Below are 19,303 nucleotides of genomic sequence, written 5' to 3'. Positions count from 1 at the left end.
TGATGACGAACCATGTGCATTTGGTCGTTCAGGCGAACGACAACGTAACAGTCATCCTTCAATTGATGGAAAAACCGGGACAAACTTATTTTGTGCACACTGGGTTTTTGCCTTGGGCTGTCTTCGTCGAAAATGGTGTTCAGCAATCCGTTAGGGGTTCTGTTTTTTTGACGTTATCAGCCCATTTCGAAAAATATCTCTCAAACAAGAGCTATCAAACAATCATGACGAGAAAGACATTAGGTTTAACCCGAAAACGAAATAAAGACGCTAAACCAGTGGCTGAGGAAGCCGAGGCTATGGTTGAGGTTGAAGGTGAGGCTGATCCACAAAAACGTTTTTTAAATGCTGTGGTTATCCATCCAACGCCAGGGATTCGCTTGGAGTCAGGTTCAGAGGAACTCACGGTGCGCGCGATGGATTTGATCACGCCGATTGGAATGGGGCAGCGAGGTTTAATAGTTGCACCGCCGGGGTCTGGAAAATCGACAATTTTGAAACATATTTGCCAGGCGGTGGGAAAGGCGTATCCCGAGATTAAACTTTACGCGTTATTGATAGATGAGCGACCCGAAGAGGTCACTGATTTCAGGCGTAGCGTCCCGGCTGAGGTACACGCTTCTTCTTCGGATGAAAGCTATGCTCATCACGTTCGCGTTGCCGATGAACTTCTTGATATCGCCCGCCGACAAGCGGGAGAGGGTCACAACGTCATGATTGTGATTGATTCTCTTACGAGGCTTTCGCGTGTGCATAATGCGGAGCGAAAGAGTAGCGGTCGTACTATGTCGGGCGGGGTGGATGCTCGAGCGATGGAGATTCCGCGGAGGTTGTTTGGCGCTGCACGAAAAATTGAGAATGGCGGCTCGCTGACCATTTTGGCAACCGTTTTGGTGGATACCGGCAGCCGTATGGACCAGGTTATCTTTGAGGAGTTTAAGGGCACGGGGAACATGGAGCTGGTTTTATCGAGAGATGTGGCGAATCAGCGAATCTTTCCCGCGCTGGATATTTCGAAAAGCAGTACACGCCGTGAAGAGCTGCTGTTGGATCCAAAAGCTTTAGACAAAGTTATAGCATTGCGCCGGGCGCTTGGCGGTCTCAAACCGCTAGAGGGCACAAAAAAGCTGGTTGAGCTGCTTGAGAAGTACCCCACAAATGCCGAGCTTCTGAAAAACATTCCCGGGCCAGGATGATGATGCGTGTGAGTGATCACCTCATTCGTTAGGTGGTTACATAGTCTTTACCTTTCAGCGCGAAGCCCCCTGTGCCGACTAAGACCAGAAAACCGGGACGGATTTATTTTCGCGGCTTTTCTGATGGCTTGGAGCTGATTTGAATCGTTACCAACCCTCTTCGCACTTTGGTTAATATCGGCTGCCAGCGCACAGAATGGACTCTGTGTATCAGAAGCAAGGAGACGCTGATGCCAAGACAGGCCAGGGTGATTGTGCCGGTTTTCTCCACCATATTGTTCAACGCGGTCATAATCGCCAACCGGTGTTCGTTGAGCGCCGTGGCTTTGAGTGCTTCCTGGCGAATCTTCAGGAATGGAAGCAGGTCTATGAGCTGAATGTGTTCAGTTACTGCCTCATGACGAACCATGTTCATCTGGTTGTTCAAGCGAACGACAACCTGTCCGCAATTCCCCGATTGATGAAACGTCTGGCCGGTCGTCAGATACGCTTTTTGAACGCCCTCGATAAACGCAGACACTTTTCGGGCACTGGTAGGCAATCACCAGATGAGGGTTGAGGCCTATCGGCAGTTCGTTGGCCAGGAAAATGGTTCGCCGTCAAATGAATTGGTTCGCGCGGCGATCAATAGTAACAAGCTGACTGGCGGCAATAAGTTCGTCGATGAAATTGAAAACCGTATCGGTACCAGAGTTGAAACTCGCAAGCCGGGAAGGGCGACAACTTAGAAATAGATTTGTCTCGGTTTTCCATAGCGGCCCACGCAGTCACGCGCTGGTGGCGCGGATGAATCCCGTCAAAACGTTTTCCTGAACTGTTAATGAAGCCCTGTTAAAAATGTTTCTATGGGCGTTGAGTTGTCAAACTAACCAATCGAAGACGCAGGTGACAACAGCGATGCCATAGATAAAAATCGCATTATGTACGTTTCGCGCCTCGGCACCATGCTTGATCTTTTTGGGGATTCTTGTGCCCTTGCGGTGCGTTTTGATGATACTGCCAAGATATTATCTCTCCGATTATTTGGAGACTAATTAAAATACTGATTTATTTCAATAAGTTAATTTTAATATTAATTTTTGGCATGCCGGGTGCTATGAGATTGACGCGGCGCATCCGCAGTTCGTACTGTCTTCCAAATTTACAATCAAAGGGTATACCATGAAAATCGCAACACGAGTGATCGCCGTAATAACGGTTGCCGTACTCACGGCCATGCCGGTGTTGGCCGCGGAACCGGCTGACAAACCCGGAGTCACTATCTTTGCGACTGGTGGCACCATCGCCGGCAGCTCCAAGTCGAACACAGATACCACCAACTACACCTCGGGAGACATCGGCGTACAACAACTACTCGATGCCGTACCTGAGCTTGAAGACGTCGCTACGGTGACCGGTGAACAGATCGCTAATACCGGCAGTAGTAATATCGACCAGGCGATCCTTTTGAAGCTCAGCAAGGCGATCAACAAGCAACTCGCCACGCCAGATACGCACGGCGTGGTCGTTACCCACGGCACAGATACGCTGGAAGAGACCGGTTTCTTCCTCGATTTGACTGTCGACAGCGACAAACCAGTGGTGATGGTCGGCGCAATGCGACCGGCAACCGCGATCAGCGCCGATGGCCCCTTCAATCTGCTCGAGGCGGTGACGTTGGCCGCAAGCGACAAAGCGATGGGTCGCGGCGCAATGATCGTGATCAATGATCGTATCGGGTCAGCGTTCTATACCACCAAAACCAATGCCATCATGCTGGATACGTTCAAGGCGATAGAGCAGGGCTATCTAGGCGCGTTCGTCAGCTCCCAACCACACTTCTACTACGAGCCGGCAGAACCGACGAATAAGCCGAGTTTCGATATCAGCAACATTGATTCTCTGCCGAAGGTCGATATTTTATACGGCTACCAGGATGCCGAAAGCTCGCTGTTGACCGCAGCTATTGACAACGGCGCAAAGGGTATCGTTCTCGCCTCCACTGGGAACGGCTCAGTTCCCAAGCGCATGGAGGAGGCAGTGAAGAAAGCCATGGCAGACGGTATCCCGGTAATACGAAGCACGCGCACCGGCAACGGCATTGTCAGCCCAAAAGAGATGGGTATCGGTAGCGGCGTCTACAACCCACAAAAAGCACGGATTCTGTTGATGCTAGTGCTCTCGCAGACCGATGACATGGAAAAGATACGCGGTTATTTCGAGTAGTACTGCGGACCCTGATTCTTATTCCTTTTTTTAGCGCCCAATTTCGATGCTAGCGACGCCGGTCGGGTGAATATCGACTCGGCGTATCGTTGGGCGCTCGGCTATAGACATATCGCCGAAGGCTTCATTGCCCGCGCACTGGAGCAAGGCGTCGCTACTCCGGGGTTCCACTCCTGAGAAAGTCGTCCGGTTGTTGAACGCGTTCACCGACGCGCTGCCACAACCAAGCGTGTTCATGCCGTCGTCCGCCTGTCGCTCAACCTTGGACTGCGCGGCATCGAGATCAGCCGGTTGCAACCGTGGTTAACTCACGAAACTGAATAAATCGCACGGCAAGGGTTTGCCTGTCAGTTTGAGGTCATAGAAGCTGATCTTTGCGCGTCAGAAAATACTCCAATCGATCCTATTCTGACGCTTTTTCAAGCAATGACTGACGTCCGGTTAGGGTCTACCTCAACCGGACGATGGTTTCATCGAGTGAAAGCACAGGCAGGCTAGTTGGGGTTCTGACGGTTGCTTGATACACCTGCTTCCGTTATCCCATGCTAGACATTTCTTAGTCGTCCGGCTCTCACTCCATCACCCGCCTGAACTCTGCCTTGAGGCTCGTTTGCTAAGGCTGCTCATTCCAATCGTCAGCCTTGGTCCGCTCACGCTTAACACTTGTTACCGATGCCGAAACCTGCCCTGCCGCTTGTCGTCAGCCGTATCAGCATGAGTGCCTGGCTATTCCGGCTTCGTGGCGGACGCCTGCCTAATTAATGTTATCCCCGTTAATTGGCGCCTGAAACCTGCTCCATAACCGGGGCTTTGTGCCACGTCGAGCGATCCATCCAGGGGTCGCGCAGGCCAATGTGCCCGATGCCGGGTAATTTGATGGCCAAGCCCAGTGGGTCAATACCCACGAGAAACCGGGACAGATTTATTTTCCAGTTTCCGTATTGTTCCTAACAGGCCAGCAATTGCCGGCGCTGGCCTTAGTGAATTTTTAGCAGTGCATCTTCGATGTCGCTGCCAGAATCCCGGGTTGGCGCCGAACTCGTTAATCAGGTCCACATTCTTGAGGCTACCCAGCCAGGCATTCGGAATGGGTACGCCCATGAGGCTGACGCCCTTTAACTTAACCAAGGGTCGACCGTTGGCAAAAGACAATTCCACACCGGCATTTCCTCGCAGGGTTCTGCCGCCTTGGGTATCAATGCCCAGAGTATTCAGTTTGTTGTTGAGTGAATCCTGTTCACTGGCATTCAGGGTTACGGGTTCGAAGTTCTCAGGAAACACATAGTGGCTTAACCACCAGTAACCACCGCTGTCAAACCCTCACGAAAGGTTGTTACGCGAAACTCCGGAAAGCGTTTTTTGAACTTGTCAGACACGAAAATGTTGTCCACCTCGTAGCGCGGCAACAGTTCCGCCGCGTCCCGGACTTGCTGACTCAGCAACCCGGCCAGCTTCAGCTGCCAGCGCTTGAGTACCTTGTATCGGCCGTCGCCATTGAAGATCTCACTCGCTAACTGAATGAACTGCCGGTAGGTCAGGCGGTGGTCATCGCAGGGCAGGTGCCAGGCTTGTCCGTAGGCGTCTGGCGTGTTGCCCAACAGGGCCATGGCCCGACTGGCGTCTGGCGTGTAGATCAGGCTTCGTAGCGTATCGTCGCGAAGAAAGACGGTCGGCTTCTTGCCTGCTTTGAGCTTGTCGATGATCGTCGCGTGGGTGATGCTTTGAGTTTTTCCGGGGCCATAGAACTCCGGGGCGCGGCAGATCAAGGCGTTAACTCGCCCTTCGTCCATCGCTTCCATCAGTTCCCTGATGATGGCTGCGCGAACTTTGCCTTTATCCCCATTGGGCTGAAACGGCGTATCTTCGGTCTGCGGCGTAGCTGTTTGCGGATACATGTAGGTGTTATCGAAAAACACGAGCTTGGCGTTGTGGCGCTCACAGGCATGAAGGATGTTGCGCATCAGGATCGGCCATTGCTCGACCCAGAGCTGAGTGTCCATTGGCAAACCCACGGTCACGTAGACAATGCTCGAGTCCTCAACCGCCCGCAAGGCGTCATCGGCATTCAACAGGTCTGCGCTGATCAGTTGGTCGGTGTCGTTCAGTTTCTGCGGCTTTCGACTGACCAGCCGTATGTCACTGGTAAAGTCGCGTTTCAGGCTGAGCGCCAGTTCCTGCCCGATCTGCCCGCTGGCACCTAGGATGGTTTGCATAAGTTTGGTTCCTTGGGTTGCTCAAGCGCAGTTTATACGGGGTGGAATGATTATCCCAACCGCAGGAGACGTTCGAAAACCGGGACAGATTTATTTTTGCGGCTTCTCTGATGGCCCGGAGTTGATTTGGAAAATAGATCTGTCCCGGTTTTCGATATCGAAATCATCGAAGTACACGCTGCCAGTTTAAGCACTTCGGCTTCAGCAGTTCCAAGATACCCATATCGGGTAAAATAATGCCCAATATGGGTAATCGGGTAGCCCCGCCCGGCGATATGGTGTTGAACGGTCGCTTTATGCCTGATTGATGTTGTCCCCGTTAATTGGCGTCTGATACCTGCTCCATAACCGGGGCTTTGTGCCACGTCGAGCGATCCATCCAGGGGTCGCGCAAGCCAATGTGCCCGATGCCGGGTAATTTGACGGCCAAAGCCAGTGGGTCAATACCGATGTTGAGGCCGAGGATGTTCAGTTCAACACCTTCCCGAATACTTGCCATAAGGCCGAAATATCCATTGAGAGAGAACTGATAGCCTGAACCGCTGGGCGCTTTCGCAAAGACTCCGTCAGCAAGATAGTCTTTTCCGATGGCAAGGTTGGGCAGCGCAACATCCAGTTCGGGTACTTGCCGGATTACCCAGGCTACAAAGGTATTGCTGTTGGGCCCGGGCCAGGCTGTGTATTCATTCGCGAAGGGGTAGGCGGCGATGGCGGTCCGGATGTTGATGATGGCGGCGTCCGCTTTCTCACCACGCAGATCTGCCAGCAACATCGGCGGGTTGCCATACCAAGCGGTATCCGGCTCACCGGGGCGGGATCGCACCGCCTTATGACCCCAGCCAGTGACATCGTGAACCACGTAGGTGGATGCCCCGCGCGCCTTGGTTGCAATCCAGGTATGCACCGCAAAATTGCCGCGCCAGTTATAAGCTCGGGCACCATAAACTTGCACAATGGCTTCTTCCGTCTGGCCGGGTAGTGGCGCAATGCCTGCGCTGGAGCGATCAGCGTCACGCCAGCTCTGGCCAGACTGAGTACTGCAGGCCGAAATCAGTGCGGGGCCTGCTAGCAGAACCACCAAAAATACGGTGGTTCTGATGAGCCATCGAAGGGGTTTCATCATTCCAGGGGTACCTCGGGCTGCATGCATTGGTTGGTTACTAAAACCAATCAGTATACGCCTCGTACATTTTCAGGTATCTATACGAAGTATTACCGGCAGCTACGATTATGGCCGCCTAAACGGCTTCTGATTTCGCCTCAACCGCTTATCCCGGGAACCATATTATCTGTGCCTGAAAAATCACGATTCGCACCCCGATCATGGCTGTTAATACTACTACTGAGCCTGGTAGTGGTGTTGACGGTGACAGCTATCCTTTTGCCCATCGAGATCCGCTACTTATGGCGCTGGGGTGTCGAATTGGCAGGTCATCCCATGGCTTTGGTTGGCATCGTCCTGGTCATGGCTGTGCTGATGAGCGTTGGGCTGCCAGGTAGCCTGTGCTTCTGGCTTATCGCACCTTTTCATGCGCCTTTGTTAAGCGTCAGCGTGCTGCTGGTTGGCAGCGTCGCCGGCTCAATGGGTGCCTATCGCTTTGGCAAGGGCCTGGGTGATACCTGGAAACCCGGCTATTTGGCCAGGCAGGTACTCAACCTGCTTAGCAAACGCAGCGACTTTCTTACGCAATGTGCAGTACGCATATTACCGGGCTTTCCCCATGCATTTGTGAATTTGGCAGGCGGCGTATTAGGTCTGCCGTTGCTGGTTTTCTGTTGTGCCGCAATAGTCGGGCTGGGAGTCAAATGGACAGTCTATGCAAACGCGGTGCACGGCATGGTATCGGCTCGGCAAGCAGAGCAAGCCATGGACTTTTTTACTCTACTGCCTCTTGTCATCCTGGCTTTGCTGCTGGCGCTCGGCGGTTTGGCAAAACGCTGGTTTTTGGGTCAATCAAAAGTCGACAGCCTCCCGCCCGGCTAACCTCCAAAAATAGACGAGCTGAACGTAGCCTGCGCATGACTGGTTAGCCGGTGCGAAGTAAACCTTTCCCTCTCAGTCTGCATCATTCTCGCGTAAGCCGGATTGTTCGAGAGACAAAACGCAATACCTGACCCCAAGGAGCTTTCCGTTAATCCCTGATCGAGACCGCGAAAGCCAACAGCTTGGAACCCCCGGTTTATATCCATCATGTGCCGAGTCACTTCATTTCGCCGTATTTACCGGCAAGTGGTCCGGCAGTTTCTTCAATTCGGCCAAAGGCATGGGTCGGGCAAAAAGGTACCCTTGCAAGATATCGCAGTGCCTGCGGGCCAAGTCTTCCTGCTGCTCCCGTGTTTCTATGCCTTCTGCAACCACGATCATATCCATGTGGTGGGCCATTGTAATTACGCCCTGGACGATGGCGGCAACCCGTTGATCAGTCGCAGTTTTCTCGACAAAACTGCGGTCAAGTTTCACTTTGTGAACGGGCAGGTCCCGCAGATAGCTCAGGCTGGAATAGCCTGTTCCGAAATCATCCAGAGCAACGCGAACGCCTAGGGTTTTCAAGGTTTCCATCAGTTCGATAACGGGTGCTGTGCCGTCCAATAAGACGCTTTCGGTCACTTCCAGTTCCAGCAGTTGGGGTGGAATGCCGGTTTCGTTGAGCACCCGGCGGACGTCATCAAGAAAGCCGTCACGAATAAATTGTAGCGATGATATGTTGACGGCAACCGGCAGTGCCCGCTCCCGATGGGCATTGAAATCCGCCATTTCTGCGCAGGCCTGCCTGAGAATCCAAAGGCCCAGAGGCACGATCTGGCCAGTTTGTTCAGCCAGTGGAATGAACTCACCGGGGGAGATCATCATCCCGCGGGCAGGGTGATGCCAGCGCACCAACGCTTCTACGCTGCGCATGCGCCCGGTAACGGCGTCCACCAGGGGCTGGTAATAGATTTCAAACTGGTTTTCATTCAGTGCGGCGTGAAGATCATGCCTTAGGTTCACGCTGTTACGACTGTGCTCTATTTTATGACTGCTGTACCACTGCCAGATGTTTCGTCCTTGCCGCTTAGCTCGTTCCAGGGCTAGGCGGGAGAACTGAATCAGTTCTTGGGGTGCGCCCGGATGTGCGCCGTTACAGGCAATTCCGATACTGACGCTGATGTGGACCATTTGGCCATTCACGTCGATCGGCTGTGCAAGGTGTTCGAGGATGCGCTCGGCCAGCTGAATGACGTCGTTCCGGTAGGTGTAGCCGGGTACCAATAGGCCAAATTCATCCCCATTCAACCGGGCAACGGTCACCTTGGGCATAATCAGAGCGGTCAGGCGCTGGCCAACGGTCATGAGTATTTGGTCGCCTACAGGGTGTCCCAGTTCTTTATTAATGGGCTTGAATCCGTCCAGGCCCAAACACATGGCGACCAACGAACCACGCTCATCATTGGCCGCAAGAGCATCATGCAGTGTCTTTTTAAACGAGGCCTCGTTAGGTAAGCCTGTGAGCAGATCATGGGTTGCCTGGAAGGTAATTTGAGCTTCCTGCGCCTTTTGGCGGGTAACATCCTGCTGGGTTCCAATGAAGTGAGTGCAGCGACTGTCGTCACCAAACACGGGGCTGACCCGCAGATGGTTCCAAAAAGGCGTGCCGTCCTTCCGATAGTTAATCAGCTCAACGTTAATCTCGGTTTGATGGCGCAAGCCGCGCTCTATGGCTTCGACCGCTTCCGGTGACGTGTTTTCGCCATAAAGAACGTGCCAGCTATGCCCAACGATTTCGCTCTGGGTATAGCCGGTTATTTCTGAAAACGCCGGGTTGGCATAGACCATTGGCATCTCTGGGTGGCGTGCGTCTGCCATAACAATACCGTTGGGACTTGCCTCGATGCCGCGTTTGAGTAAGCGCAGTTCGGCGTCCTGATTTTTGCGATCGGTAATGTCCCGACAAATACCGTAGACACCAATAATCTTACCTCGAATGGTGACCGGGAAGTTGGTGACATCTATAAAGTAGAGTTGGCCAGATGCGTGGATGCCTCTGGTTTCATAGGTAATAGCCTCACCGTTTCTGGCTCTGTCGAACGCTGCTTGGGTTTGTGCGTGGTAATCGGGTTCAACACAGAGATTAAAGTGCAGGTTGTGCATGTGACTTGCCGTGTAGCCCGTAATGCGTTCCATCGCTGCGTTACAGCTTTGGAAGCAACCATCCAGGCCAAATGTATATAAACCATACGGATGGTTGTCAAACAGAGCTTGATGATGCTCGGAGAAGGCCTGAAGGCCTTGCGTGTCCCGGTGGCGAAGCATGGCCAGTGCTACCAGGGCCGCGCCCAGAGTTAAATAGCGCTGAGTTTCCGCGGTCGGGGTGACTGGGGCGTGGTGGTAGATGGCGAAGGTGCCCATGAGCTCTCTCTTCGAGGTCAGAATAGGCGTGGACCAGCAGGCATGGACCTCTTCCGCTTTAGCAATGTTGTGGTAACGGCTCCAGCTGGGGTCCTTCTGAATACTTTTGGTAATAACCAGTTTGTTGGTGAAGGCTGCTCGGCCGCAGGTTCCTGCATCCTCAGAGACCGGAACATTCTGCATGGCCCAAAAATAATCATCTGAAAACCGGTTGTTGGGAAGCAGTCTTAAACTGTTGGTGTTCGGGTGAAAACGCATGATGGCAACCAGCGTTCTTGGCATCATTATGCCTACCCAGTCGACTATCGCGTCTAGGGTCTGTTCTAGTGGGTCATGCCGTGCGATCCGTTCATGAATTTCCTGCTGCACTTCCAGCACAGACCGTTCAATGTCGCTCATGATGCGGCACTCCGTTCAAAGGTAAGGGTTTCCGCGAACGCGCTTGACTCACACACTCACCAGAGCTACTGCAAACCGATCTACACAATGTATGTTTATGTATCCCGCCTGAAATTCGGCGATAAAACCAATTGTCTGCCCGGTTAACACACTGCGCGTATAAAGGGTTAAAGGGGAGATCGGTTCTCATTCAGGCATACCATCTAGAAGTACCACTGTTAAACAAAGGTAAATTGTGTGACTTTTTGTAAAGTACGTATCTAAGGCTGCCATTGCAGGTGACGAAAGGTCAGTTTGGAGGTGTTTCGCCAAGCACACCCGGAGAATTCCAACGCGCCAATTGCACAGGGTGCCGGGGTCAGGTCTTGCGTTTTGCCCCTGTTTTGTCCTTTCGTTGTAATTATCTCAGCCTGCATTATTCTCGCGTAAGCCGGATTGTTCGAGAGACAAAACGCAAAACCTGACCCCGTGGAGCTTGCCAGGAACTTTTCTGTTTTTCTGATTAACTCGTTCGTAGGGTTCCTGAACGGCGCTGCTGATTGGCTAAAAAATTGACGACCCGCAAAGTACGTATACACTCATTAAATAAGTGTTTGGAAGTGCCATAACAATGACAAAAAAGAGCGAGAATCATGAGACAAAAAAGATCTGTTCGTCTAATTAGTTTTTCGGCGGCTACGGCCATTTTGGTGAGTTTGCCGCTGTGCTTGCAGGCCAATACGCCTGAGGTTACCCAGAACGTCGTTCTGGATGGGCTGGAAAGCCCTTGGGATCTGGCCTTCCTTCCCGATGGCACTATGTTCTTCACTGAAAAATGCAAAGGCCTTTCGGTCAAACTGCCGAATGGCACGGTGAATAACCTGCTGGGTATGAGCGGCACCGCCGGTTATGCCATGACTTCTGGTGACCTGTTCTGCGAGGGTCAAGCCGGCATGAACGGCGTCACGCTGGACCCAAAGTTTGCGGACAACGGCACCATCTACGTTTATTCCGCGTCCCGCACGGGCGACAATCCTGCCGTCAATCGGGTGTTGCGACTGAATGTGAAGGGTGATTTGGCCGGCGTATCTGATCGTGCTGACATCGTGACAGACATTCCTTTTAAGCAAGCCGCCTCTGAACATCCGTTCGGTGGTCCCGGCGCTCACAATGGGGGTCGAATTCGCTTCAACCCGCAGGATGGCTTCCTATACGTGACCACCGGCGACAACCACAACAGCAGCTTGCCGCAGTTTGGGGACAAGATGGGTGGTAAGGTCTTGCGCATTGACGGTGATGGCAACGCTGCCCCCGGCAATTCCGATACCACACCGGACGGTTTCGACCCACGCATTTTTACTTACGGTCACCGCAACGTTCAAGGCATTGCATTCCACCCGGAAAGCCATCAGCCGATCATCACCGAACACGGTCCCTGGCATTCCGATGAAGTAAACGCCTTGGTGCCGGGTGGTAACAGCGGTTGGGACCCGCGCCCGAACATGGCAGGTCGGGCAGATTGCCCGGATGATTACTGCGGTTACCAGCCCAATCAGAACGAGGGCATGGACCGCAAGGATCGTGCTGCCTACATGTCCATGACCGACTTTGAAACCTACCCGGATGCCATGAAGCCATTGTGGACCAACGACGGTTACTCCCAAGGCATCAGTAGTGCTGCCTTTCTGAAAGGTGAGCAATGGGGTGACTGGAACGGCCGCCTGGTGGTTAGCTTCCTGGGGATTGGTTTCGGTGGTACACCGCTAGGGCAGCGCATCAACGTGATTGACTTAGCCGCCGATGGGCCAACCATTCGGGATATGACTGAAATGCCGCTATCGATGGGTTCTGCCCGTTTTCGTGGCTTGGAGATGGGGCCTGATGGCGCGCTTTACGTCGCCAATGACGAAGGCCAAATTCAGCGCTTTACCGCTGAGTAATTACCTGCCTGACTGCACTGCCGTTAGGCAGTGCAGTTCCCATCGGAAGCTGAAGGATACCTTATGAGACAAGCGGTGCTGTTTACGATGATCATTGCCCTAGGCCTGTCCCAGGTCCAGGCGGGAGATACAGAAGCGGGCAAGAACCTCTACGCCAGCAACTGTGCCCAGTGCCACGGGCCGACCGCTAAGGGCATGGCCAGCTTTCCCTCCCTGATCGGACGAGATGCGGACTACACCCAGTCGCGGCTTGAAACCTACCGCGCGGGCGAGAAAGTCGGGGCGAACTCCAGTTTGATGATTCCCAATGCCAAGAACCTGAGTGACGAAGACATCGCTAACCTATCGGCTTTCCTCTCCAGTAAATCCTAGTCATGTCTGCTTTGTTGTACTCGAGCCTTTCCTGTGCACCGGTTCACCGGGTATTCGCAGGGAAGGCTTGCTAACTCTTGGATGGAAATTCATTGCCCGGCTGTCACGTATCAGTCGCTCCACAACATGTTTTTTGACGCTATCCGTTGTTAAGGTCGGCCTCAAGTTTGCCGATATCGACAACAACCATCCGATGGCTGGTAAAACCCTGACCTTTGATGTCGACATCATCGAATTGCCGGTTTGACCAATTCGGTTAGCCGCTTCAGTTCAGTTCTAGGAAAACCGCAGTGATTTCTCAAACGGCCGGATTGCACGAGTCATCTTCACAATGTCTAAGGGCGATATGGTTTTGCTGAATGGATTTATCAAAAAGACTCAGAAAATACCGGCTCAAGAGTTGGAAAAAGCGAGAGACCGGAAGAAGAATCTTGTCTGATGGGAGGCGGAGAAAATGACACAGCATAAACACGTTGGCAGCTCTCTCGACGACCTGCTTGAGTCTGATGGTGCGCTTGAGCAGGTGGAAGCTAGCCGGCTACTTGATGACAAAGATACTGGCGTGACAATCATCACTCTTATTAGAGCTGGGCTGGCTTTGAGAATGTCTTGGACGCTGCAGGCTGATAGCGATTCAAAAAGAGCTTAACCAGCTTGTGAGTGCTAAATTGCTGAAGCTGTCTGATTCAGGCGTGGAATACTTGGCCTGATTTTTTGGCCCCGTTAAAGAAATGCCACAAGGACGCCCTTCAAACGGATTTTAATACCACGTTCCAGCCGTTGGTTGCGGTGCTCTGGAGGACATTCGTTGTGCCTGACCATGATCAGTTTATTTAGGAAACTGCGTTGATGAAAGCCAGATTCTCAGCAACCCCGGTCGTGCTCGGGTTGGCATTGTGTGTGTTGTTCCCATTGTTTTTTATCGGAGGGCCAGAATGGACGTCGGGGCTATTACATCGGTCGGCGTGGAATCTTGGCCATCTCCTATTTTTCGGCCTGGTAGTCTTCACCTGGCAGGCGGTTTTTGGTGTCGGCGGACGGCGACAGTGGCTGCTGTTAAGTGCCGGAGTGTTCTTGGTGGGAGGGATCATCGAGCTGCTGCAAGATGGTCTGGGGCGGGAGGCCGACTGGCAGGATGTGTTCCGTAATATGCTGGGAGCCTGGCTGGTAATGATTTGGCGCCAGCCATCCCGATCGGTTGCGCAGTGGCTCCCAGCGGCTGGGCTCTGGTCGCTGCGGGCGTTGCTGACGACCCTGTTGGTATTTCAGATTGTTCCAGTGGCCGAGGTCGGCTTTCAGCAGTACCGGATTGCTCGACAACTGCCAGAGGTGTTCGAGCTTTATAACCCTGATGCCGTGCCGGTCGCGATGACACTTCGAATAAACGATGCTGTCCATGAACGCGGTGGCAAAGCCTTCAACGACCGCTTCAATACCCGGTTAGTCGTTGAGCCAGGCTGGAATAACTACCGTATCGATTTGTCCGAAGTTGAATCAGCTCTTGCAGCCGTCAGATGAATATGGCGGACCTCAAACGGTTGGGCTTTTTTGCGTCCGGCCTGGAAGCGCCACGAAGTGTGTTTTTGAGAGATCTTCGATTGAGCAGAGCTACATCAGAAATCCGTTAGCCCACTAAATTGTCAAGATAGAGTGGCTCGGCAGCTGAATGCTATGCTGAGTAGGAAGAGTAAACAGTTTTTAGGTGTGCTGGCGCGGAGGGGTGCCGGTGTCAGGTTTTGCATTTTGCTTCTGTCTTGTCCTTTCGTTGTAATCGCCCTGGTTTATTTCATCGCAATTTGAGCCATCACGGAAGGAATCATCGCCGCCGCTGGTTATAATGGCGTACTTTGAACCTTTACAGAGAATTCTATGCCAATCGAAAAGAATCAGGTGGTCTTGTTTCACTACAGTGTCAGTGATGATCAAGGCAAGGTTGTTGAAAACTCCCGTGGCGGTGAGCCGAACGTCTACCTGCATGGCCACGGTGGCATTATCCGGGGCCTGGAAGAAGCCCTGCAAGGTCGCGACGCTGGCGAAAGTTTCAGTGTCACCATCACGTCGGAAAAAGCCTACGGCCCGCGCAAAGCCGATTCCATACAACGTGTGCCGATCAAGCACTTGATCGGTGCCAAACGCTGGAAGCGGGGCATGGTCGCGCAGGTAAAAACCGAGCAGGGCCAGCGCCACGTGATCGTTGTTAAGGTTGGCCTCAAGTTTGCTGATATCGACAACAACCATCCGATGGCCGGTAAAACCCTGACCTTTGATGTCGACATCATCGAGGTACGTGCCGCCAGTCCGGAAGAGATAGCCCACGGTCACGCGCATGGGCCGGGTGGGCATCATTGAAGGATTATCTTCACGAGAAAAAACCGATAAAAGGCTGAAGCATGCAAATCGGCGTCATCGCAGACACCCACGGTAAAATGCGTCCCGAAGCTTTGGAGGTATTGAAAGGCTCAGACTTGATCCTTCACGCCGGTGACGTCGGTCGCGACCAGGTTCTGGAAGCGCTGGAGGCGATCGCACCCGTGATTGCAATTCGCGGCAATATCGACAAAACAGGCCGTGCAGCACATCTTCCCGATGTTCAGGATTTGGAATTCCTCGGCCACGCTTTCTACATGCTCCACGATGTCAAAATCCTCGACATTGATCCGCGCGGTCGTTACCGCGTGGTGATCGCCGGCCATTCCCACAAACCCCGTAACGAATGGATCGGCAACGTGCTTTACTTCAATCCTGGTAGCGCCGGGCCCCGGCGCTTTACTCTGCCGATCACGGTAGGGCGGCTGTTGGTGAACGAAGACTGTGTAGCTGGTGAAATCATCGAATTGCCGGTTTGACCAAGTCGGTTAGCCGCCTCAGTTCAGTTCTAGGAAAACCGCAGTGATTTCTCAAGCGGCCGGATTGCACGGTTCATTTTGACAATGTTTAAGGGCGATATGGTTTTTTCTGAATGGATTTATCAAAAAGACTCAGAAAACACCGGCTCAAGAGTTAGAAAAAGCGAGAGACCGGAAGAAGAATCTTGTCTGATAGGAGGCGGAGAAAATGACACAGCATAAACACGTTGGCAGCTCTCTCGATGACCTGCTTGAGTCTGATGGTGCGCTTGAGCAAGTAGAAGTTAGCCGGTTACTTGATGACAAAGATACTGGCGTGACAATGACCGCTCGTATTAAAGCCAGGCTGGCTTTGGGAATGTCTTGGACGCTGCAGGCTGATAGCGATTCAGAAAGAGCTTAACCAGCTTGCGAGTGCTAAATTTCTGAAGCTTTTTGACTCTGGTGTGGAATACTTGGCTTGATTTTTAAGCTCCGCTAAAGAAGTACCACAAGGACGCCCGTTAAATGGACTTTAACTTCATGTTCGAACCGTTGGTTACGGTGCTTTGGTACTTGATACCCTTTCTCATCATTGTCGGCGTCGTCAAAACTCCCTGGTTCAAAGGTAAGCTTGGGGAGTTTCTGGTTAATCTCTCGGCTCGTTTTTTGCTCGATAAGTCCCGCTACCATTTGATCAAAAACGTAACCCTTCCCACCGAGGATGGCACCACGCAGATTGATCACATTCTGGTTTCTGAGTTTGGCGTGTTCGTGGTAGAAACCAAGAACATGAAAGGCTGGATTTTCGGCGGCGCCAAGCAGCCTTTTTGGACACAGAAAATCTTCAGATCCAATTACAAATTCCAAAATCCTCTGCACCAGAACTACAAGCATGTGAAGACATTGCAAGCACTGCTGGGACTGGGCGATCAGCAGGTGCATTCGGTGGTGGTTTTCGTCGGCGGCAGTACGTTCAAAACACCTCTGCCGGTTAACGTTACCCGGGGCTTGGGGTTTGTCCGTTATATCAAATCAAAAAAGGATTTTGTGCTGAGCCCGGAGCAGGTAGCAGAGGCACGGGCAAAGGTGGCGTCTGGTCGCCTAAAGGCCTCATTAGCTACTGATCAGGCGCACGCTCATCATGTGAGGGGACTGGTTGCTGAGCGTTACGGCACTTTACCCCGGCGTTCGAGAGGACGGCTTCTCAAGATCGTAATTTATCCGGTTGTGTTGTTAGGGATCGCTGCGATCATGATGAACGCTGTTTCGCATTTTGCTACGGAGACTGCGGCGATAGGTATGCGACACGCGTCTGACCAACGGATCAAAAAGCCCCAGCAGCCGGTCCTTCGGCAACCTGAAGATCAAACTCAACCAAAAGCTGCCGCTGAAACAGCGGACATAAAAACGAAGTTGGACACTGTCATTCAGCGTGTTTACCAACCTCCATCAGAGCTGTTTTTGGCAAGGCAGGAATGCAACTCGCTGATTGCTGCGGTTATGGGTAATCAGGATGCGCGTCTTTTGCGGGCGCGGGACAAGGCGTGTGCCCAATATCATATGTTGAAGGAAGAGGTCCATTGAATCAGAAAGAGCTACACACTGCGTGGGGAAAACCGGGACAGATTCATTTTCCGCCATCGAAGCTGTTTTAATTTGCCCCTGTCTTGTCCTTTCGCTGTAATCGTCTCAGTCTGCATTATTCTCGCGTAAGCCCCATTGTTCGAGAGGCAAAACGCAAGACCTGACCCCGAGGAACTTGTTTCCAGGCCTACCTTTGACCCTTTTTCTTAAGTCCCTCAGATCTATGAATTAAATAGGAGGCGGTGGCGTCGATGGGGTCGCGACCAAGGACGGCTGTCGCTCCGGGGTGAAAGCTGGAAACTGGGTTCAGGTCGATGAAAACGGGATTGTCCTTTTCATCCAGAAGGTACTCAACTGCGCCGAGCTCCATCCTTGCGGCCCGTAGAATTTTTTTGACTGACTCGGTCACCTTGGGGGAAATTTCGCCAGGAGCCCGGAGGGTAACATCCGATTCCGGGTGAGCCAGGCAGTAGTTGAATTGGTCAGCTTGAATCGGTGAGCGGGCTTCGTAAAGGATGTCGGAGCCGAGGACTTCGATCCGGTGGACGCAGCCGTCTGCGGCGGTTAGCAGCTCTTGCTCAATCCAGCCTTCGTCTCGACTGAAAAGTCCATCCGGGGCGGGTTCGCCGTCTTCAAGCGTCCGAATCCCTCTCCCAAAACCACCTGCAGGTGGCTTGAGAAGGACAGCTTGTCCATGTATGGCGCGTCCGCCGGGAACGGCGGGGTACGTTAGCGGCGTCAGCACTCCGCACTCGGTAAAAAGCTTGGCTTGAGCCAGCTTACTGTAGCCGGTCTGGAAGCAGAGTGATCCGTTGATCACAGATCTACCCTCAGCCTCCCAGGTTCGCAAAGAATGAGTGATCCGATCCGCTCGAGCCTTATCCCGCTCAGCAAGAAGGGAAGATACGCGGTTGACGATCAACCCATTCGCTATGATCTCCTCCGGATCATCAGCGACTTGTACTTTGATGCCCCTAGATTCTAAAAGGTCAACGAGGGGGCGAACCCATTCTGGGATATCTGTGAGAATTAAAATAGACATTGACTAGTATCCGGCTGGCTGAGGCAAGGATCCCCGTATTTGCGCAGGGTTGCGGGAGGAGAGCCGCGAAGCGGCTCGGGCAACAAATGGTGGTCGACGTTTCATGGGGCTAAGGTGTAAGTATTTTTTTACCACATTAAACGCGGATGTTCTAGCTCACCGGCCGATCTGGCCGCCGGCGTATCTCTCTGCGTTATTCCAAAAAACGTTGGAACAGGGAATTTGGAGGGGGAGGGGGGTTAGATCGTTGGAGAACGCACCGATATTAGAGAGGCTGCTCGATTCAAGTGCTAGAATTGCAATCGACATAATATAGCGCTAGCAATTCACACGGTCTTTAAACCCCTTGTTCAGGCGTTTTTTGGATTAAGCTGGCAATGTATCCTTAGTATTAGCTAGCAATGGTGATCACACGTTAATGGGAACGTCTTTAAAAAAAATAGCGGCAAGCAGCAGGAAGTTCAGCGGATTTTTGATGCGCTTTCAAACGCTATTGCTCGACATTCGCTCCCGCCGGGCACTCGCCTGGTTGAAGCGCAGATTGTTGAGGCACTCAGTGCCAACCGAAACCACGTTCAATCTGCCATTCAGCGACTGGTACTTCAGAACATCGTTACCATTGAGCCGAATTGTGGCGCTCATGTTTCAGAACCCTCGGCACAGGAGGCGCGGGACGTTTTCGCGGCCAGAAGGGCGGTGGAACAAGGCGTGGTGGAAAATATCTCGCAAGACAAGATGAAGCGTCATATCAAAGCTCTCGAGGCGCACATGCAAGCGGAGTTCGGGGCGACGGCGGGCGACGATCGGCGCGCGATCATTCGTGAACTTTGTAATTTTCATCGGTTACTTGGGAACGTTTCCGAAAACAAGGTGCTATCCACCATTCTGGATAACCTGATGCTGCGAAGTTCGTTAATCGTTGCTCTGTATCAGCGCAATGATATTCCTAACTGTCAACACAGCGAGCACAAGGCAATCCTTTCGGCTCTGGAGTTGGGCGATCGCGAAGGGGCAGCCGCGCTGATGCTTGATCACCTGAACCACCTGGAAAGCGAGCTTCAATTCAATGACGAGAGCAAGCCTGCCGTAGACCTCTGCAAGGCTCTGGTTTAAAGAAACGCAGAAATATCGGCATGACCTCCCCTGTCATCACGACGC

Annotated in this window: 23 protein-coding genes; 17 read left to right on the top strand and 6 right to left on the bottom strand. The window is 52.7% G+C overall.

Annotated elements, in window-relative coordinates; genetic code table 11:
• Positions 1-2: 2 nt before the first annotated feature.
• The 4 genes from rho to ABA45_RS14155 all read left to right on the top strand — a co-directional run bounded on the left by rho (position 3) and on the right by ABA45_RS14155 (position 3,401).
• Positions 3-1,196: a transcription termination factor Rho gene (gene rho / locus ABA45_RS14170; RefSeq protein WP_053076195.1), complete on the top strand. Its 1,194-nt coding sequence runs from the start codon at positions 3-5 to the stop codon at positions 1,194-1,196.
• Between the two features lie 196 nt (positions 1,197-1,392).
• Positions 1,393-1,755, top strand: coding sequence for a transposase (locus tag ABA45_RS19815; RefSeq protein ID WP_084708354.1), 363 nt, complete (start codon positions 1,393-1,395; stop codon positions 1,753-1,755).
• A complete protein-coding gene (locus ABA45_RS14160) occupies positions 1,745-1,924 on the top strand; it encodes a hypothetical protein (RefSeq protein ID WP_053076193.1) in 180 nt (59 codons plus the stop codon). The genes ABA45_RS19815 and ABA45_RS14160 overlap by 11 nt, the downstream gene beginning before the upstream one ends.
• A 433-nt stretch (positions 1,925-2,357) precedes the next feature.
• The gene (locus ABA45_RS14155) at positions 2,358-3,401 is read left to right on the top strand and encodes a type II asparaginase (RefSeq protein WP_048387136.1); all 1,044 of its coding nucleotides are present in this window, start codon (positions 2,358-2,360) and stop codon (positions 3,399-3,401) included.
• A 773-nt stretch (positions 3,402-4,174) separates the two neighbouring features.
• On the opposite strand, the gene ABA45_RS19620 is transcribed toward ABA45_RS14155, so the two are convergent.
• The 4 genes from ABA45_RS19620 to ABA45_RS14135 form a co-directional block, all read right to left on the bottom strand.
• Positions 4,175-4,306, bottom strand: coding sequence for a hypothetical protein (locus tag ABA45_RS19620; RefSeq protein ID WP_264753021.1), 132 nt, complete (start codon positions 4,304-4,306; stop codon positions 4,175-4,177).
• Positions 4,296-4,682, bottom strand: coding sequence for a hypothetical protein (locus ABA45_RS14145; RefSeq protein ID WP_053076192.1), 387 nt, complete (start codon positions 4,680-4,682; stop codon positions 4,296-4,298). Before ABA45_RS14145 ends, ABA45_RS19620 begins: the two co-directional genes overlap by 11 nt.
• A gap of 8 nt (positions 4,683-4,690) precedes the next feature.
• Entirely contained in the window at positions 4,691-5,614 is a 924-nt protein-coding gene (locus ABA45_RS14140; RefSeq protein WP_048387131.1) for an SDR family oxidoreductase, read from the bottom strand.
• Between the two features lie 319 nt (positions 5,615-5,933).
• The gene (locus ABA45_RS14135; protein ID WP_048387129.1) at positions 5,934-6,737 is read right to left on the bottom strand and encodes a DUF3750 domain-containing protein; all 804 of its coding nucleotides are present in this window, start codon (positions 6,735-6,737) and stop codon (positions 5,934-5,936) included.
• Positions 6,738-6,980: 243 nt separating this feature from the next.
• Here ABA45_RS14135 and ABA45_RS14130 point away from each other — a divergent pair, with 243 nt between their 5' ends.
• The gene (locus ABA45_RS14130; RefSeq protein WP_227506043.1) at positions 6,981-7,598 is read left to right on the top strand and encodes a TVP38/TMEM64 family protein; all 618 of its coding nucleotides are present in this window, start codon (positions 6,981-6,983) and stop codon (positions 7,596-7,598) included.
• A 222-nt stretch (positions 7,599-7,820) separates the two neighbouring features.
• Here the strand turns inward: ABA45_RS14130 and ABA45_RS14120 are convergent, their stop codons facing one another.
• Positions 7,821-10,400 (bottom strand): EAL domain-containing protein, encoded by a 2,580-nt coding sequence (locus ABA45_RS14120; protein WP_048387124.1) that lies wholly within the window; start codon positions 10,398-10,400, stop codon positions 7,821-7,823.
• Positions 10,401-11,032: 632 nt separating this feature from the next.
• Here ABA45_RS14120 and ABA45_RS14115 point away from each other — a divergent pair.
• The 11 genes from ABA45_RS14115 (at position 11,033) to ABA45_RS14075 (ending at position 17,103) form a co-directional block, all read left to right on the top strand.
• Entirely contained in the window at positions 11,033-12,319 is a 1,287-nt protein-coding gene (locus ABA45_RS14115) for a PQQ-dependent sugar dehydrogenase (RefSeq protein WP_048387122.1), read from the top strand.
• A gap of 63 nt (positions 12,320-12,382) precedes the next feature.
• Positions 12,383-12,691, top strand: a complete 309-nt coding sequence (locus tag ABA45_RS14110; RefSeq protein WP_048387119.1) for a c-type cytochrome — start codon at positions 12,383-12,385, stop codon at positions 12,689-12,691.
• Positions 12,642-12,938, top strand: coding sequence for a peptidylprolyl isomerase (locus ABA45_RS19475; protein ID WP_227506267.1), 297 nt, complete (start codon positions 12,642-12,644; stop codon positions 12,936-12,938). The genes ABA45_RS14110 and ABA45_RS19475 overlap by 50 nt, the downstream gene beginning before the upstream one ends.
• 63 nt (positions 12,939-13,001) lie before the next feature.
• Positions 13,002-13,130, top strand: a complete 129-nt coding sequence (locus ABA45_RS18650) for a type II toxin-antitoxin system RelE/ParE family toxin (protein ID WP_227506240.1) — start codon at positions 13,002-13,004, stop codon at positions 13,128-13,130.
• Between the two features lie 15 nt (positions 13,131-13,145).
• Positions 13,146-13,340 carry a hypothetical protein gene (locus ABA45_RS14100; RefSeq protein ID WP_048387115.1) on the top strand — a complete coding sequence of 65 codons (195 nt, stop codon included), beginning with the start codon at positions 13,146-13,148 and terminating at the stop codon, positions 13,338-13,340.
• 200 nt (positions 13,341-13,540) lie between these two features.
• On the top strand, positions 13,541-14,209 hold the full coding sequence (locus ABA45_RS14095) for a VanZ family protein (protein WP_048387113.1): 669 nt from the start codon (positions 13,541-13,543) through the stop codon (positions 14,207-14,209).
• A 351-nt stretch (positions 14,210-14,560) separates the two neighbouring features.
• The gene (locus ABA45_RS14090) at positions 14,561-15,040 is read left to right on the top strand and encodes an FKBP-type peptidyl-prolyl cis-trans isomerase (RefSeq protein WP_048387111.1); all 480 of its coding nucleotides are present in this window, start codon (positions 14,561-14,563) and stop codon (positions 15,038-15,040) included.
• A 41-nt stretch (positions 15,041-15,081) separates the two neighbouring features.
• The gene (locus tag ABA45_RS14085) at positions 15,082-15,537 is read left to right on the top strand and encodes a metallophosphoesterase family protein (protein ID WP_048387109.1); all 456 of its coding nucleotides are present in this window, start codon (positions 15,082-15,084) and stop codon (positions 15,535-15,537) included.
• 97 nt (positions 15,538-15,634) lie between these two features.
• Complete coding sequence (locus tag ABA45_RS18645; RefSeq protein ID WP_084708414.1) at positions 15,635-15,730, top strand: type II toxin-antitoxin system RelE/ParE family toxin; 96 nt, start codon at positions 15,635-15,637, stop codon at positions 15,728-15,730.
• A 15-nt stretch (positions 15,731-15,745) separates the two neighbouring features.
• Entirely contained in the window at positions 15,746-15,940 is a 195-nt protein-coding gene (locus ABA45_RS14080) for a hypothetical protein (protein WP_048387108.1), read from the top strand.
• Positions 15,941-16,044: 104 nt separating this feature from the next.
• Positions 16,045-17,103, top strand: a complete 1,059-nt coding sequence (locus tag ABA45_RS14075; RefSeq protein ID WP_048387106.1) for a nuclease-related domain-containing protein — start codon at positions 16,045-16,047, stop codon at positions 17,101-17,103.
• A gap of 187 nt (positions 17,104-17,290) precedes the next feature.
• Here the strand turns inward: ABA45_RS14075 and ABA45_RS14070 are convergent, their stop codons facing one another.
• Positions 17,291-18,145: an ATP-grasp domain-containing protein gene (locus tag ABA45_RS14070; RefSeq protein ID WP_048387103.1), complete on the bottom strand. Its 855-nt coding sequence runs from the start codon at positions 18,143-18,145 to the stop codon at positions 17,291-17,293.
• A 468-nt stretch (positions 18,146-18,613) separates the two neighbouring features.
• Here ABA45_RS14070 and ABA45_RS14065 point away from each other — a divergent pair, with 468 nt between their 5' ends.
• Entirely contained in the window at positions 18,614-19,258 is a 645-nt protein-coding gene (locus ABA45_RS14065) for a GntR family transcriptional regulator (protein ID WP_048387101.1), read from the top strand.
• The last annotated feature ends 45 nt before the right edge of the window (positions 19,259-19,303 follow it).

The organism is Marinobacter psychrophilus, assembly GCF_001043175.1.
GTDB lineage: Bacteria > Pseudomonadota > Gammaproteobacteria > Pseudomonadales > Oleiphilaceae > Marinobacter > Marinobacter psychrophilus.
The sequence above is the reverse complement of the archived record's forward strand: the minus strand, read 5'-3'. Positions and strand labels throughout refer to the sequence as shown.

What these genes read in the sequence shown, in the direction of transcription:
- ABA45_RS14075 (WP_048387106.1), top strand. Translation starts at nt 16,045, where the DNA reads ATGGACTTTAACTTCATGTTCGAACCGTTGGTTACGGTGCTTTGGTAC.
- ABA45_RS14095 (WP_048387113.1), top strand. Translation starts at nt 13,541, where the DNA reads ATGAAAGCCAGATTCTCAGCAACCCCGGTCGTGCTCGGGTTGGCATTG.
- ABA45_RS14140 (WP_048387131.1), bottom strand. Translation starts at nt 5,614, where the DNA reads ATGCAAACCATCCTAGGTGCCAGCGGGCAGATCGGGCAGGAACTGGCG.
- ABA45_RS14070 (WP_048387103.1), bottom strand. Translation starts at nt 18,145, where the DNA reads ATGTCTATTTTAATTCTCACAGATATCCCAGAATGGGTTCGCCCCCTC.
- ABA45_RS14110 (WP_048387119.1), top strand. Translation starts at nt 12,383, where the DNA reads ATGAGACAAGCGGTGCTGTTTACGATGATCATTGCCCTAGGCCTGTCC.
- rho (WP_053076195.1), top strand. Translation starts at nt 3, where the DNA reads ATGACGAACCATGTGCATTTGGTCGTTCAGGCGAACGACAACGTAACA.
- ABA45_RS14120 (WP_048387124.1), bottom strand. Translation starts at nt 10,400, where the DNA reads ATGAGCGACATTGAACGGTCTGTGCTGGAAGTGCAGCAGGAAATTCAT.
- ABA45_RS14115 (WP_048387122.1), top strand. Translation starts at nt 11,033, where the DNA reads ATGAGACAAAAAAGATCTGTTCGTCTAATTAGTTTTTCGGCGGCTACG.
- ABA45_RS14090 (WP_048387111.1), top strand. Translation starts at nt 14,561, where the DNA reads ATGCCAATCGAAAAGAATCAGGTGGTCTTGTTTCACTACAGTGTCAGT.
- ABA45_RS14160 (WP_053076193.1), top strand. Translation starts at nt 1,745, where the DNA reads ATGAGGGTTGAGGCCTATCGGCAGTTCGTTGGCCAGGAAAATGGTTCG.
- ABA45_RS14100 (WP_048387115.1), top strand. Translation starts at nt 13,146, where the DNA reads ATGACACAGCATAAACACGTTGGCAGCTCTCTCGACGACCTGCTTGAG.
- ABA45_RS14080 (WP_048387108.1), top strand. Translation starts at nt 15,746, where the DNA reads ATGACACAGCATAAACACGTTGGCAGCTCTCTCGATGACCTGCTTGAG.
- ABA45_RS14085 (WP_048387109.1), top strand. Translation starts at nt 15,082, where the DNA reads ATGCAAATCGGCGTCATCGCAGACACCCACGGTAAAATGCGTCCCGAA.
- ABA45_RS14135 (WP_048387129.1), bottom strand. Translation starts at nt 6,737, where the DNA reads ATGATGAAACCCCTTCGATGGCTCATCAGAACCACCGTATTTTTGGTG.
- ABA45_RS14155 (WP_048387136.1), top strand. Translation starts at nt 2,358, where the DNA reads ATGAAAATCGCAACACGAGTGATCGCCGTAATAACGGTTGCCGTACTC.
- ABA45_RS19815 (WP_084708354.1), top strand. Translation starts at nt 1,393, where the DNA reads ATGGACTCTGTGTATCAGAAGCAAGGAGACGCTGATGCCAAGACAGGC.